General features: G+C 63.1%; 16 protein-coding genes. 4 read left to right on the plus strand and 12 right to left on the minus strand.

Annotation, left to right across the window (positions count from 1 at the left end; all coding sequences use genetic code 11):
* Positions 1-30 precede the first annotated feature (30 nt).
* Positions 31-255: a hypothetical protein gene (locus CQ13_RS45130; RefSeq protein WP_245308977.1), complete on the minus strand. Its 225-nt coding sequence runs from the start codon at positions 253-255 to the stop codon at positions 31-33.
* Here CQ13_RS45130 and CQ13_RS46940 point away from each other — a divergent pair.
* A complete protein-coding gene (locus CQ13_RS46940) occupies positions 148-582 on the plus strand; it encodes a GNAT family N-acetyltransferase (protein ID WP_430649646.1) in 435 nt (144 codons plus the stop codon). The two genes, CQ13_RS45130 and CQ13_RS46940, sit on opposite strands and share 108 nt — an antisense overlap.
* On the opposite strand, the gene CQ13_RS01480 is transcribed toward CQ13_RS46940, so the two are convergent.
* Positions 545-1,033 (minus strand): GNAT family N-acetyltransferase, encoded by a 489-nt coding sequence (locus CQ13_RS01480; protein ID WP_057841235.1) that lies wholly within the window; start codon positions 1,031-1,033, stop codon positions 545-547. The two genes, CQ13_RS46940 and CQ13_RS01480, sit on opposite strands and share 38 nt — an antisense overlap.
* Positions 1,034-1,037: 4 nt before the next feature.
* Positions 1,038-1,829, minus strand: a complete 792-nt coding sequence (locus tag CQ13_RS01485; RefSeq protein ID WP_057841236.1) for an IclR family transcriptional regulator domain-containing protein — start codon at positions 1,827-1,829, stop codon at positions 1,038-1,040.
* Between the two features lie 97 nt (positions 1,830-1,926).
* Between CQ13_RS01485 and CQ13_RS01490 the strand changes: the two genes are divergently transcribed.
* Positions 1,927-3,285 carry an aromatic ring-hydroxylating dioxygenase subunit alpha gene (locus CQ13_RS01490; RefSeq protein WP_057841237.1) on the plus strand — a complete coding sequence of 453 codons (1,359 nt, stop codon included), beginning with the start codon at positions 1,927-1,929 and terminating at the stop codon, positions 3,283-3,285.
* Between the two features lie 147 nt (positions 3,286-3,432).
* On the plus strand, positions 3,433-4,869 hold the full coding sequence (locus tag CQ13_RS01495) for a glutamine synthetase family protein (RefSeq protein ID WP_057841238.1): 1,437 nt from the start codon (positions 3,433-3,435) through the stop codon (positions 4,867-4,869).
* Between the two features lie 260 nt (positions 4,870-5,129).
* Here CQ13_RS01495 and CQ13_RS01500 read toward each other — a convergent pair whose 3' ends face one another.
* The 8 genes from CQ13_RS01500 to CQ13_RS46950 form a co-directional block, all read right to left on the minus strand.
* On the minus strand, positions 5,130-5,858 hold the full coding sequence (locus CQ13_RS01500; protein WP_057841239.1) for an ABC transporter ATP-binding protein: 729 nt from the start codon (positions 5,856-5,858) through the stop codon (positions 5,130-5,132).
* A complete protein-coding gene (locus CQ13_RS01505) occupies positions 5,851-6,618 on the minus strand; it encodes an ABC transporter ATP-binding protein (protein ID WP_057841240.1) in 768 nt (255 codons plus the stop codon). Before CQ13_RS01505 ends, CQ13_RS01500 begins: the two co-directional genes overlap by 8 nt.
* Positions 6,611-7,558, minus strand: a complete 948-nt coding sequence (locus CQ13_RS01510; RefSeq protein ID WP_057841241.1) for a branched-chain amino acid ABC transporter permease — start codon at positions 7,556-7,558, stop codon at positions 6,611-6,613. Before CQ13_RS01510 ends, CQ13_RS01505 begins: the two co-directional genes overlap by 8 nt.
* Positions 7,555-8,472 carry a branched-chain amino acid ABC transporter permease gene (locus CQ13_RS01515; RefSeq protein WP_057841242.1) on the minus strand — a complete coding sequence of 306 codons (918 nt, stop codon included), beginning with the start codon at positions 8,470-8,472 and terminating at the stop codon, positions 7,555-7,557. Before CQ13_RS01515 ends, CQ13_RS01510 begins: the two co-directional genes overlap by 4 nt.
* Positions 8,473-8,711: 239 nt before the next feature.
* Positions 8,712-9,887 (minus strand): ABC transporter substrate-binding protein, encoded by a 1,176-nt coding sequence (locus CQ13_RS01520; RefSeq protein WP_057841243.1) that lies wholly within the window; start codon positions 9,885-9,887, stop codon positions 8,712-8,714.
* A gap of 333 nt (positions 9,888-10,220) precedes the next feature.
* Complete coding sequence (locus CQ13_RS01525) at positions 10,221-11,108, minus strand: sigma-70 family RNA polymerase sigma factor (RefSeq protein WP_156433430.1); 888 nt, start codon at positions 11,106-11,108, stop codon at positions 10,221-10,223.
* Positions 11,109-11,249: a hypothetical protein gene (locus tag CQ13_RS46945; RefSeq protein WP_430649641.1), complete on the minus strand. Its 141-nt coding sequence runs from the start codon at positions 11,247-11,249 to the stop codon at positions 11,109-11,111. It lies immediately after the preceding gene.
* A 49-nt stretch (positions 11,250-11,298) separates the two neighbouring features.
* Complete coding sequence (locus CQ13_RS46950) at positions 11,299-11,436, minus strand: hypothetical protein (protein ID WP_430649642.1); 138 nt, start codon at positions 11,434-11,436, stop codon at positions 11,299-11,301.
* A gap of 197 nt (positions 11,437-11,633) precedes the next feature.
* On the opposite strand from CQ13_RS46950, the gene CQ13_RS01535 reads away from it, so the two are divergent.
* Complete coding sequence (locus CQ13_RS01535) at positions 11,634-12,908, plus strand: NAD(P)/FAD-dependent oxidoreductase (RefSeq protein ID WP_057841244.1); 1,275 nt, start codon at positions 11,634-11,636, stop codon at positions 12,906-12,908.
* A gap of 4 nt (positions 12,909-12,912) precedes the next feature.
* Here CQ13_RS01535 and CQ13_RS01540 read toward each other — a convergent pair whose 3' ends face one another.
* A complete protein-coding gene (locus tag CQ13_RS01540; protein ID WP_430649647.1) occupies positions 12,913-14,493 on the minus strand; it encodes a tannase/feruloyl esterase family alpha/beta hydrolase in 1,581 nt (526 codons plus the stop codon).
* Positions 14,494-14,705: the final 212 nt, after the last annotated feature.

Genomic DNA, 14,705 nt, shown 5'->3' on the forward strand with positions numbered 1-14,705 from the left:
GAAGGCATGAAAATCGAAATTGCATCCAGATCAGACATCCCAATGATGATGCGCATCGAGCGCGGCGACGGCTATGCGCGCCTCGTCGGCCGGTGGGACGCCGAGCAGCACGCCGCGGCAATCGAGAAGAAGTCCTGCAGATATTATCTGGCGCGCGATGAAGCCGACATTGCGGGATTTGCGATCCTGCAAAACATCGGAAGCGAGAATCAATGCCTGCGGCTTCGCCGTATCGCTGTGCAAGATGCGGGGCACGGCATCGGCTCACGCTTCCTGCACTCTCTCCTGAAAATCTGCTTCGACGATCTGGGCGCGCATCGTGTCGAGCTCTTCGTATTCGAAGACAACGAACGCGCCTATCGCGCCTATCTGAAGAACGGATTCGTCGAGGAAGGCATCGTCCGCGATATACACCGGGACGCGGAGGGGACCTTCCGTTCCATGCGATTGATGTCCTTGCTCAGATCGGAATGGAATCTCCGGCATAGCGGATGGGGTCGAGGATTTACGGCAGCCGGTTCTGGCCTCCAGACGCATTTGTTGCCTATCCGAGTTTCGCAAAGGCGGGAGCATGCGCAATGATTCCCGTATCTGTCGGAAGTTCTTTTTTTCCAAGCGGTAGGACCATCAGATGCGGTCCGGCATAAGGCGAGAAAAAACCGCTCGCCTTGCCAACATCGAACCCGAAACGCCGATAGAACGCGGGATCGCCGAGGACAAAAATTCCGAGCCAGCCGGCGGTCTCGCTGCGGGTTATTCCCTGGCGGATCAACCGGCTGGCAAAACCCGTCCGCCGATATTCAGGCAGTACCGCTACGGGTGCGAGCGCCAGCGCGGGAAACGGCGCTTTCATCCTCGAGAACAGCGCGTGGCCAACGACCGTTCCGTCATCAACGGCAACCAGCGAGTAAACTGAATCTCCTGCCGCGCGAAGATCGTCGACCAACTGGGCCTCGGCTGACCGACCGAACGCTACTTCTTCAACGAGGCGGATGGCCGCAATGTCGCCGGGCGTTTCAGATCGGACAATCATCGCATCACACCAGCATCGATTTGACCGACGCCGCCGCCTCGCGCAGGCGCGGCAGAAATTTCTCGACCATCTCTTCCGCGGACACGCGGTCGACGTGCGCGCCCATGTTGATGGCGGCGATGATCGCGCCGTCGTAGCGGCGGACCGGCACCGAGACCGAACGGAAACCCGGCTCGGCTTCGCGATCGACCAGCGAATAACCCTGCGCGCGATCGGCGATGATCGTCTTTAGGACCAGCTTCCTGTCGGTGACGGTGAACGGCGTCAGCGGCGCAAGCTCCGTCCGGTCGAGCGCGGCGGCCAGTTCGTCGTCGGCCAGCCGCGACAGCAGGACACGACCGACCGAAGTACAAAACGCCGGCAGCCGGTAGCCGATATCGATGCCTGACGAGAAGATTCGCGTCGGGCTGGCGCGCGCGATGAAGACGACGTCGTTGCCGTCGAGGATCGCCATCGACGAGATTTCCTGCGCCTCACTCGACAGCCTGTCCAACGCCGGCTGCAGCACGGAGACGACATGGCTGGAGGCGAGATAGCTTGACGCCAGCACCAGCACGCGCGGCGTCAAGCGGAACAGCTTGCCGTCAGTTGCGACGAAGCCGGCGCGTTCGAGCGTGAAGAGGATGCGCCGCGCGGTCGCGCGCGGCAGCTCAGCCGCCTTGGCGAGGTCGCTCAGCGTCATCGGATGCCGAATGCCGCCAAATATTTCGAGCACGCGCAGCCCGCGGTCGAGGCTTTCGACGAAATCGGTCGCACTGCGGTTGTCAGTGTCCGCCGCGCGCTTAAGCTTGGGCATAGCTGCCTCCACAATCCGCTTGCCTCACGCCAAGCCTACGCTAAAATCGCACAAAAGTTCAATAGACGAACAAATCCAGCCGCCGGAGATCATCGCCATGATGAGCCAGGAAGCGAACGACCTGATCACCCGCACCGGTCGCAAGGACCCATGCGGCAAGCTGATGCGGATGTACTGGCAGCCGGCGGCGCTGGTCGACGAGCTGCAGGGATCGCGGCCGGTTCGCCCGGTCAAACTGCTCGGCGAAAATCTCGTGCTGTTTCGCGACGATCAAGGCCGCTACGGCCTGATCGATCGCCACTGCGCGCATCGCGGCGCCGACCTCGCGTTCGGACGGCTCGAGAATGGCGGACTGCGCTGCGCCTTCCATGGCTGGCTGTTCGATGTCTCCGGCCAATGCCTGGACACGCCGGCGGAGCCGAAAGAGTCAAAGCTGTGCCAAGGCATCAAGCAGCGCTCCTACCCCGTGGTCGAGAAGAGCGGTATCCTCTGGGCTTATCTCGGCGAAGGCGAACCGCCGGCGTTTCCGGAGATCGACTGTTTTGTGGCGCCCGACAGCCATACCTTTGCGTTCAAGGGCCACATCAACTGCAACTGGCTGCAGGCGCTGGAAGTCGGCATAGATCCGGCGCACGCCTCTTTCCTGCACCGCTTCTTCGAGGACGAAGACACTTCCACCGCCTACGGCAAGCAGTTCCGCGGCGCGTCCGCCGGCAGCGATATGCCGATGACGAAGATCTTGCGCGAATACGACAACCCGATCATCAACGTCGAACATACCGAGTATGGCCTGCGCCTGATCGCGCTGCGCGAACTCGACGAAGAGCGCACGCATGTGCGCGTCACCAACCAGCTTTTTCCGCACGGCTTCGTCATCCCGATGAGCACGGAGATGACGATCACGCAGTGGCACGTGCCGATCGATGACGAGAACTGCTACTGGTACGCGATCTTCACCTCTTACACGACGCCGGCCGACAAGAAGAAGATGCGCGACCAGCGCCTCGAGCTCTATGAGCTGCCGGATTACAAGTCGCGCAAGAACAAGAGCAACGATTACGGCTTCGATCCGCACGAACAGGCGACCGCGACCTATACCGGCATGGGGACCGACATCAACGTCCACGACCAGTGGGCGGTGGAATCGATGGGACCGATCCAGGACCGCACCAACGAGCATCTGGGACAATCGGACAAGGCGATCGTGCAGTATCGCCGGCTGCTGCGGCAGGAGATCGAGAAGGTGGTCGGCGGCGAGAAGCCGATGCTGTTCCTCGACGCGGCGCATGCGCGCAGCATTCAGGGTCCTGCCACCATGGACGGTATCGGGCCCACGCAGGGCTGGGAAATCTACTGGATGGAAATCGACGTCAAGCGCCGCCGCGGCGCGCCATGGGCCGCGCCGGTGCCGGCCGAGATTGCCGGCAAGATCCGGCATTTGTCGGCGGCGGAGTGATGGTCTCTTCCCGTCATTGCGAGCGAAACGAAGCAATCCATCGCGCCGCGCGTGGAGATATGGATTGCTTCGTCGCTTCGCCCCTCGCAATGACGGCGGATATAGCACGATTTCAATGCATCAAATCAGACTCGCGGGAGTGACGCGTTGAGTTTTGTGAAACGTCACGGGCTGTGGTCTGGGGAGCAGCAGGAAGCCGCGAGCAGCCTGCGCAGGATTGTCGAGGAGAAAAACCTCGAAGTCATCCGCCTGTCATTCCCCGACCAGCACGGCATCCTCCGCGGCAAGGCGCTGGTCGCGAGCGAGGCGATCGCCTCGCTGGAAAGCGGCTGCTCCATCACCACGACCATGCTCGCCAAGGACACCTCGCACAAGACGGTATTTCCTGTATTCACCGCCGGCGGCGGGTTCGGCATGAAGGAGATGGAAGGCGCCGCCGACGTCTTGATGGTCGCCGACCCCACCACGTTTCGCGTGCTGCCGTGGGCGCCGACCACCGGCTGGCTGCTGTGCGATCTCTATTTCAACGATGGCCGCCCGGTGCCGTTCGCCACGCGGCATCTCTATCGCAAGGTGATCGATCAGCTCGGGCAGCGCGGCTACGATTTCGTGGCTGGCCTCGAGGTTGAATTCCATCTCTTCAAGCTCGACGACGCGCATATGGCGCCGGAGGATGCCGGCCAGCCTGGACGCCCGCCATCGGTGAGCCTGCTGTCGCACGGCTACCAGTATCTCACCGAGCAGCGCTACGATCAGATGGAGCCGGCGCTGGAAATCATCCGCCGCGACGTGCTGTCGCTGGGGCTGCCGCTGCGCTCGGTCGAGGTCGAGTTCGGGCCGAGCCAGTGCGAATTCACCTTCCAGCCGGCCAGGGGCCTCGCGCCCGCCGATAACATGGTGCTGTTCAGATCGGCCGTAAAACAGATCGCGCGCCGCCACGGCTATCACGCAACCTTCATGTGTCGGCCGAAACTGCCCAATGTCTTCGCCTCCGGCTGGCACCTGCATCAATCGCTGGTGTCGCGCGCGAGCGGCGAGAGTGCGTTCATGGCCGGCGACAACGACGAGGTGCTGAGCCCGTTTGGACGCGCCTATCTCGCGGGACTGCTGGAGCACGCCCGCGCATCCACCGTGTTCACGACGCCGACCATCAACGGCTACAAGCGCTACCGCTCCTATTCGCTGGCGCCGGACCGCGCGATCTGGGGCCGCGACAATCGCGGCGTCATGATCCGCGTGCTCGGCGGTCCCGGCGATGCGGCCACACGGCTGGAAAACCGCATCGGCGAGCCCGCGGCAAACCCATATCTCTACATGGCCTCGCAGATTCTCTCAGGCCTCGACGGCGTCGATCGCAAGCTCGATCCGGGGCCGTCAGCGGATGCACCGTATGAGACCAAGGCGGCGTTGTTGCCGAAGAGTTTGCGCGAGGCGGTGTTCGCGCTGCAGGACGATCCGTTTTTCCGGCAAGCGCTGGGCGCGGAGTTCGTGGACTATTACGTCCACATCAAGAACGCGGAGATCGAGCGGTTTCAGGCCGAAGTGTCGGACTGGGAGCACCGCGAATATTTCGAGATGTTTTGAGGGCGGCGCACGCCTCTCCGCTTGTTCCGTCATCGCGAGGAGCGGAGCGACGAAGCAATCCATCTCTACGCTTGCGGGGCTATGGATTGCTTCGCGGAGCCTGTCATCGGGCGCGCATTCGCGCGACCCGTTGGCTCGCAACGACGGCGACGAGCACGGAATTGTAGGGTGGGCAAAGCGACGTGTGCCCACCATCAAGCGCGCAATTGGATGGATGGCGGGCACGGCGCGAAGCGCCTTTGCCCACCCTACGGATTCCCTCAAATCCCGAGATACCGGTGCTGCAGGTCCGGCTCCGCAATCAACTGCTCGCTCGTCCCCGTCCACACCGTTCGCCCGCGCTCGATGATGTAGTGGCGATCGGCGATGCGCGAGAGGTTGGCGACGTTCTTGTCGATGACGAGCACGGATTGGCCGCGGCCCTTCAGCATCGACAGGCAGTTCCAGATTTCCTCGCGGATCAGCGGTGCGAGGCCTTCGGTGGCTTCGTCGAGGATCAGGAGTTTTGGGTTAGTCATCAGCGCGCGGCCGATCGCCAGCATCTGCTGCTCGCCGCCGGACAGCGTCACGCCCATGTTGCTGCTGCGCTCGGCGAGCTTCGGAAACAGTGCGTGGATCTTGTCGATGGTCCAGGGATCGGGATTGCCTGAGCGGTTGCCCGAAGCCGCCACCAGATTCTCGTAGACCGTCAGGTTCGGAAAGATCTGGCGGCCTTCCGGCACCAGGCCGATGCCGAGTTTTGCTATTCTGTAGGACGGCAGGCTGCGCATTTGCTCACCCGCGAAGCGGATCGTGCCCGCGCGAGCCGGCGTCATGCCCATGATGGAGCGGATGGTCGTGGTCTTGCCCATGCCGTTGCGGCCCATCAGGGCTACCATCTCGCCCGATTGAACCTTCAGCGACAGGCCGAACAGCACCTGGCTGAGGCCATAGCAGGTCTCGATCCCTTCAACTTCGAGCAGGGGTTCAGCCATCTTCGATTCAGCCATGGCTAACCACCACATGCTGGTCGCCGAGATAGGCGCGCCTGACTTCCTCATTGTTGCGGATGGCGTCTGGATCGCCCGAGGCGATCACGCAGCCATAAACCAGCACGGTGATACGGTCGGCGAGCGCGAACACCGCTTCCATGTCGTGCTCGACCAGCACGATGGTGACTTCCTTCCGCAATTCCTTCAGCAGCGCCACCATGCGCGCGGATTCGGTGACGCCGAGGCCGGCCATCGGCTCGTCGAGCAGCAGCAACTGCGGCTTGGTGGCGAGCGCCACCGCAAGTTCGAGCTCGCGCTGTTCGCCGTGGCTCAATTCCGACACCAGCACTTCGGCGCGCCGGGCGAGCCCTACCCGCGCGAGCGCCGCCTGCGCCGCGTCGCGCAGATGCCTCTCCTTGCGCGCCGAGCCCCAGAAGCGGAACGAGTGGCCGTCATGCGCCTGGGCTGCGAGCGCGACATTGTCGGCTGCGGTAAAATCCGGCAGCAGGCAGGTGATCTGGAACGAGCGCGCCAGGCCAAGCCGGCTGCGCTGATAGGGCGGCAGCCGCGTGATCTCGCGGCCGGCGAAGTGAATGGTGCCGGAATTCGGCATCAACTGTCCGGTCAACTGGCTGATCAGCGTGGTCTTGCCGGCGCCGTTGGGACCGATGATGGCATGCAGTTCGCCCGGCACGACATCGAGCGACAGATTGTCGGTGGCTTTGATGCCGCCAAAACTTCGGACCAGGTTTTCTACGCGGAGCAGAGGATCAGCCACGGCTCAACCTCCCGAGCAGGCCCATGATGCCGCCGCGCGCGAACAGCACGATCAGCAGCAATAGCGGGCCCATGATCAGCGCCCAATATTCGGTGAATTGCGACAGGATTTCTTCCAGCAGGAGGAACACGATGGTCCCCAGGACGGGACCGAACAGCGAGCCCATGCCGCCAAAGACCACCATCACCATGAGTTCGCCGGAGCGGGTCCAGTACATCCCGGCCGGGCTGATGAAATCGGTGTTGTTGGCGAGCAGCGCCCCGGCAAGGCCGCAGATCGTACCGGAGATCACGAAGCAGACGAGACGATATCGGTTGGCGTGAAAGCCGATCGCTTGCATGCGTTGCTCGTTGGAACGGACGCCCTGCACCACCATACCGAACCGGGAATTGACGATGCGCCAGATCAGATAGACGCCACCGAACAGGCAGAAAAGGCAGAGGTAGTAGAACTGCACGCGGTTCGACAGGTCGATCAGGCCGCCGAAAGTGCTGCGCTTGTAGATGGTGAGGCCGTCGTCGCCGCCATAGCGAGAGAGACCCGAGGCGATGTAATAGGCCATCTGCGCGAAGGCGAGCGTGATCATGATGAAATAGACGCCGCGGGTGCGGAGGCTGAGTGCACCGATCACGAGCGCATAAAGCGCTGACAGCGCCAGCGCGACCGGCCATTGGATGAAGCCGGAGCCGATGCCTTCATGGGCGAGGATGCCCACGGCGTAGCCGCCAATGCCGAGATAGGCGGCGTGACCAAAGCTCATCATGCCGCCATAACCCATGATGAGATTGAGGCTCGCGGCCGCCAGCGCAAAAATGACGATGCGGGTGAACAGCGTCAGAATGAAGATGTTGCCGGTCAGCGCTGAATAGGCCGGCAGCAAGGTGAGGCCAAGCGCGACGAGCGCCACGATGACGTTGCGGGCGTTGATGTGAGATTTCATCGCTTGGCAGCCGGAAATAGCCCCTCCGGCCGCACGACGAGGACGATGGCCATCAGGAGATAGATCAGCATCGACGACAGCGCCGGCGCGGCGGTGGAAGCGGCGGCGGAACTCAGCACGGTGCGCAGGAGATCGGGCAGGAAGGCGCGGCCGAGCGTATCGATCATGCCGACGAAGATCGCGGCCATGAACGCGCCGCGGATCGAACCGATGCCGCCGATCACGATGATGACGAAAGCGAGGATGAGGATGTTCTCGCCCATGCCGATCTGCACGGTCAGGATCGGCGCCTGCATCAGGCCGGCAAGGCCTGCGAGCGCCGCGCCAAGCCCGAACACCAGCGTGAACAACAGCTTGATGTTGATGCCGAGCGCGCCGATCATTTCACGGTTGGAGGCGCCGGCGCGGATCAGCATGCCGATCTTGGTCCGCATCACCACGATATAAAGCAATGCCGCAACCGCCAGCGCGACCACGATGATCGACAGCCGGTAGGCCGGATAGAACACGCCGGGGACGATCTGCACCGGGACGGTCAGCCAGGCCGGCAGCGGCAGCGACAGGCCGGCGGGGCCCCAGATCAGCCGCACCGCGTCGTTGAAGAACAGGATCAGCCCGAAGGTCGCCAGCACCTGATCGAGATGATCGCGGCCGTAGAGATGTCTCAGTGCGATGAATTCGAGCGCGATGCCCAGTAGCAGCGTGGCGCCGAGCGCCAGCAATATGCCGAGCACAAAACTATTCGTCCAGGCGACAAAGGTCGCCGCGAAATAGGCGCCCATCATGTAGAGCGAGCCGTGCGCCAGGTTGACGAAGTCCATGATGCCGAACACTAGCGTCAGGCCGGCTGCCAGCAGGAACAGCAGCAGGCCGAACTGCAGGCCGTTCAGCGATTGTTCTACGAGGACGAGCATGAACCTTAAAACTCTGGGCCTAGAGCGTGATGACTCGTCATTCCGCTCTATCTTTATGATTTGAGCATGATCTCATCGGAAAGCCGGTGCCCACTTTTCCGGATCATGCTCCAACAAAACAGCGGCAGCACATCTGCGCCGCCGCCATTTTTCTTGTTGGGCGGATGATCTGTCGTTAACCGCCCCCGGGTCAAGCCCGAGGGCGCGCTCCGACGATCATGCACCGGTCATGCCAACAATCACTTCTTCATCGGACATTTGTCGTGGAAGCGATCCTGGTCGTCCTTGACGATGGTCGCCACCGTCTTCAACGAGAGCTGGCCGTCGGCGTCCTTGACCACGTCCTGCAGGTAGAAATTCTGGATCGGAATGTGGTTGTTGCCGTATTTGAACGGGCCGCGCACGGACTTGAAGTTGGCCTTCTCCATCTCGGCCTTCATCTCGTCCTTCTTCGACGTATCGCCCTTCACCGCGACCACCGCACTGTTGATCAGGTTCGCGGCGTCATAGGACTGCGCGCCGTAGAACGTCGGGCGCAGGCCGGTGTACTTCTTCCGGTAGTCCTCGACGAACTTCTTGTTCTCGGGGAACGGCAAATCGTTGACCCATTGCTGCGCGCCGGGCACCCCGATTGCATTGTCCTTCTGCAGCGGCAGCGACAATTCGTCGATGGTAAACGCAGTATAGAGCGGGATCTGCCCCTTGAGGCCCGCCTGGGCGTATTGATTGAGGAACTGGACACCGGCCGCGCCCGGATAGAACACGAATATCGACTCGGCCTTGGAATTCTTTGCCTTGGTGAGCTCGGCGGAGAAGTCGAGCTGGCTCGGCCACACCGTATATTCCTCACCCACGACCTGGCCCTTGAACGTGCTCTTGACGCCGGCCAGCATGTCCTTGCCGGCGGCATAGTTCGGGCCGATCAGGAATACTGACTTCACGCCCTTCTGGTTCATGTAGGTGCCGACCGCCTGCGGGGTCTGGTCGTTCTGCCAGGAGGTCGAGAACACGTAAGGCGAGCAGAGTTCGCCGGCGAGCTGCGAGGGGCCGGCATTGGACGTGATCAGGAAGGTTTTGGAATCGACCGCGGTCTTCAGCGACGCCAGCAGCACGTTCGACCAGATGTAGCCGACAATGAAGTCGACCTTGTCGGACTGGATCAGCTTCTCGGTCTTCTGCTTGCCGACGTCGGGCTTCTGGCCGTCGTCCTCGTAGAGCACCTCGACCGGCTTGCCGCCCATCTTGCGGCCGAGATGGTCGAGCGCCAGCTCGAACGAGTTGCGCATATCGTTGCCGATCACAGCGGTCGGGCCGCTGAAGGTCGAAACAAAGCCGATTTTGATGGTGTCGCCAGCGAGCGCGGGCTGCGCCAGCGCCAGAATTGTTGCGCCCGCCAGCCAGAATGCCTTTTTCATAATCACTCCCCTCCTGTTTATCACGCCAAACCCGGTCAACCGGGCTACCGGCAACGCTTGCTCCGCGCGCCTCTTATCTGTGAGGTATTTTGTGCGCGAAATCGCCGGTCAGCGGCAAGCATGAACCCAAGGCTCCGGCTAGAACCTTCGGCGCATGCTTAAGCCACCTGCACCATAATTCGCGGATGGCGGGGATGGCAAGAAATATAATGCCGGTTGCCCTGGCAACAATTGTCGCGGGTTTTGGGGGCCAGGCAAGCCTGATGGGTCGACTGCTGCAGCCGGGCGGCGCGCCGTGACGAGCATCATGGCGCACCTTCCGGGAGCGCTCGTTCAGATCAGGTATTCAGCGTCCTTGATGACGTAAGGCGCGTGGCGGAAATCCCTGATGGTCGCGACCTTGCCGGCCGACCAGCCCAGCAGCACGAAATATTTCGGCTTTGCATCGCCTTCGTTGGGATCGAACACCAGGATGGCGGGACGCCCCTCCACCATGCCCTCCACCAGGCGCCAGTCGCTCACTTTGTCATAGTTGCCGAAATAGCGGGACACTTCGGCTTTGCCACGCAAGTGGGTTCTGCTGACGAGATCGAGCCTGACATCGTCCGAGATCATGGCGCGGATGGCATCGAAATCGCGCGCGTTGAAATGCGCGACATAAGCGCCGAGCCGCTCGCGATCGGCGTCGGATAGTTTTTGCTGCGGCGCGTCGTCCGGCTCGTCGGCAATCTCACGCAACTGCGCGCGGCCGCGATGCAGCGCGGCCTTGGCCGCGGGCAGGCTGCAATCCATGACTTCGCAGATTTCCTTCAGCGAGCAGCCGAGCACGTCCATCAGGATCACGCTCGCACGCTGCGGCACCGGCAACCGCATAAAGGTGCGCAAGGAGGTCGCGGCGATCTGGCGGCTCGCCACGGCATCGAGCTGGTCAACGATCATGTCCACCTCCGCTGGTCCCCGGAACGCTTCCTGGCGCTTGCGCTGGCGCAGAAAATCCAACGCGGTGTTGTGCGCAACGCGGAACAGCCAGCCTTCGGGATTGTCGAGCGTGCCGGCGGAGGCATGCGCCTCCACCGCCTTGATCATGGCATCCTGCAGCACGTCCTCGCCGTCGATGACGGAGCCCACCATGCGCGCGCAATAGCGATGCAGCTTTGGGCGCATCGCCGCCAGCAGGCGCTCGATGTCGAACGCGGCGGATGTCTCGGGATCCACTGTCATTCAGGCTCCGGCAAGCGCGTTCTCGGTCTCGCGCAACATGCGATAATTGCCGACGATGGTCACGCCTTTCGGCAGCGGTGGTTCGGCGCAACGCTCGCGAATACCGTTCTGGAACGCCCGAAACGCCGCCAGTTTCGGCAAGGCGCTGGAGCCGTCATCGGCTGCGGACTCGACGAAATGGATGAACGTATCATCCTCCAGCCGCAGCGACAGATAGCGAAAGCCCTCCGGCTGCCGCCTGCAATTCGGCGAACACCGCAGCCACCAATTCGGCGTTCCTGTCGCTCATTTCCGGCTTGGTTTTGTACCTGATCACGGTCCGTCTCATGGCTTTCTCCTCATTATGCGGCCATCTCGACCCCAAGGACGTTTCGGAACGGGCAAAGGATGCGGCCCCGAGAAAAATCTTTTCGCCTGCCGCGATGCACTTTCGCTATCGGCCGATTAGCAAAGGCGTTTGGACCGCGGGCGAAAATGGCTACATAATCCAATGCGTTGAGCCATCTGAAACCGGGGTCGTGTTCCATGACGACAGTGCCGAAAGAACCCCATCACGTCGTGATCGTCGGCGCCGGTTTCGGCGGTCTGGAGACCGCCTTTGCCCTCGCCGGAGCGCCGGTCCGGATCACGCTGATCGACCGCCGCAACCATCATCTGTTCCAGCCGCTGCTCTACCAGGTCGCGACCGCTTCGCTGGCGACGTCGGAAATCGCCTGGCCGATCCGCTATCTCTTGCGCAACCGTCCCGAAGTGACGACGCTGTTTGCCAATGTGAATGGCGTCGATGCCGAGGGGAAGCGCGTGCTGCTCGAGGACGGCGACACGATTTCCTACGACACGCTGATCCTCGCCACCGGCGCCCGCCATGCCTATTTCGGCCACGATGAATGGGAGCCGTTCGCACCGGGCCTGAAGACGCTGGAGGATGCCACGACGCTGCGGCGGCGCATCCTCGTCGCCTTCGAGCGCGCCGAGCGCGAGACCGACCCGGCGCGCCGCGCGGCGCTACTGACCTTCGTCATTATCGGCGCCGGCCCGACCGGCGTCGAAATGGCCGGAACAATCGCCGACCTCGCCAAGGACACGCTGCCGCCGGACTTTCGCAACATCGACACCCGCAAGACCCGCGTTCTCCTGATCGAGGCCGGCCCGCGCGTGCTCGCGGGCTTTCCCGAAGACCTCTCTTCCTACGCGCAGCGCGCGCTGGAGGAACTCGGCGTCGAAGTGGCGTTGGGGCAGCCCGTCACCGAATGTGCGATCGACGGCGTCGTCTATGGCGGCAACAAGCTGGAGGCCAGGACCATCGTCTGGGCGGCGGGCGTGCGCGCCTCGCGCGCGGCGGAGTGGATGAAGGCGCCCGCCGACCGCGCCTACCGCCTGAAGGTCGAGCCCGATCTGACCGTGCCCGGCCATCCCGATGTCTTTGCCATCGGCGATACCGTGACGATCGCGGGCCCCGACGGCAATCTCGTGCCCGGCATCGCGCCGGCGGCCAAGCAGCAGGGGCGCTATGTGGCGGCGTTGATCAAGGCGCGCCTCTCCGGCGGTACGCTGCCGCCGTTCCGCTACAAGCATGCCGGCAGTCTCGCGCAGATTGGCAAAAAGAAGGCCGTGATCGATTTCGGCCGCATCAAGCTGCGCGGCAATCTCGCATGGTGGATATGGGGCATCGCCCACATCTACTTCCTGATCGGCCTGCGCAACCGGCTCAGCGTTGCCTTGAGTTGGCTGTGGATTCACGCCCGCGACCAGCGCGCCGCGCGGCTGATTACGCAGGGCTCGAGCAAGGTCACGGGATAGGGTCTCACGGCGCGCAGGCAAAACTGGCGGCGCGGTTCATCGGCCCCGATTTGTAATGCGGCCATGCCGGCCATTGGCACAATGGCAGCGCGCGCGTGGTCTCGAACGCCGGCGCTTCGACCTTCTGCTCGATTACCTCGAGATCGCCGGGCGCCTTGCCGTTCTCGACCCAGTCGACGAGCACCGTCAGCATGTCGACATTGGCGGGTGCGCCGGAGCCGACATGGTCGACACCAGGCGCCGTGTAGAGGCGGGCGAACGCCGCCGTCTTATCGCGGCCCAGGGTGCGCTGAACGTTCTCGAAGTAGCGTATCCCTGCGTAAGGACTCTGGGCGTAGTCGGCCATGTTCTCGAGAATCACGAGCTTGCCGCCGCGCGCGGCAAAGCGGCTCAGATCCGGATTGGTTGAATCCATCAGCCGCGATACCTGCAGCAGGCGCTCCCTGTGATCCTCGGGCCTGTAGGTCGTGACGTCGAGCTTCGGATCGCGCGCGAAGACATATTGAATGCCGCCCGCGCCGTAGATCCAGGCGATGCCGTTCTGAGGCAGCGGCGGCTGCGCCGGCGCCGCCTTGCCGAGCCACCAGGCGACCCAGCCGCCGGTCGGACCGAACGCAGGAATGTTTTCGCCGGAAACGCCCCAGCCCGGATAATCGTCGAGGCCGTTCTCCAGCGGGAACGAGAACTTGTACGTCGAATGCAGCGTCCTGATCGCCGCGATCTGCGCTTCCGTCAGGCACTGGTCGCCGCTCTGCCCCGCCGCGCAGCGCACCGACTCCGGCTGGAATTTCGCCTTGCAGCCAACCGGATCCAGCACCAGCGAATCCTCGGCGCCGTCCGCCTTGTCGCAGGCAGCAAGCACCGCCTTGGCCACGAGCTCGACCTGCGCGGGACGGATCCAGCCCTCACCCATCGTTGCAAGCCCCGACCGCGTCCCGGCATGCTGCAATCCGACCCAGTTGATAACGGGCACGCGGGCAAAGATGCCGTCAAAATCGTCCGGATAGCGCTGCGCCATCGTCAGCCCCTCGCGGCCGCCTTCCGACGATCCCATGAAATACAGTTTGGCCGGCGGGTTGCCGTAGGCGCGCAGCATCAGGGCAACCGCGGCGTCGCGCACGCGCTTGTAGGAAAGATGGGCGAAATTCTCAAAGGCCTCGTCATTGAGCGCAAACGTCTGCGGCGGCTCGCCCGGCTTGGTCTCGTGGCCGGAATCGGTGCCATAGGTGACGAACCCGCGCGCCAGTGGCGACGGCGCGCCGAATGGATACGCCGGCGGCAAGGCAAGCCCGGTAATCAGCACGCCGTTGAAACCGCCGCCACCATATTGCAGCGAGCGGCCGTTCCACTCGACCGGAAGATTCACCTGAAATTTGATCGGCGGCGCCTTGGGATCGGCCGGCGCGATCTGGCCGAGGACCTTGCAGAATTCCGGATTGGCCGGCGTGACGCGCGCCGCCGGCGTCGGTGCTCTTTCGGCGACGGCGAGCGGCGACGGCGCGACCATGGTCGCAGAATCGATTCGCACGGCATTGTCGACCGGCCGGATCAGGTCGCTGCAGGTCGCGGCGGGATCGCCGACCATCTTTGCGGCCGTCGCGTCTGCGGCAAAGAGCGAGGTCGCAGCGATCAGCAAAGCCAATTGGATCATTTGGAATCTGAGACGTTGCATCCTTCCCCCTCCGCTGTCGCCGCGCTTTTTGCCGGTCGTCGGGCTTACAATGGCTCGCTCGGCACGGGCGTCAATCGAATAAAATCGGCGCCGCCTGCCTATGCGTTGACATCCACTATGCGGCG

Source organism: Bradyrhizobium retamae (genome assembly GCF_001440415.1).
In the GTDB taxonomy this organism is placed as follows: Bacteria; Pseudomonadota; Alphaproteobacteria; order Rhizobiales; family Xanthobacteraceae; genus Bradyrhizobium; species Bradyrhizobium retamae.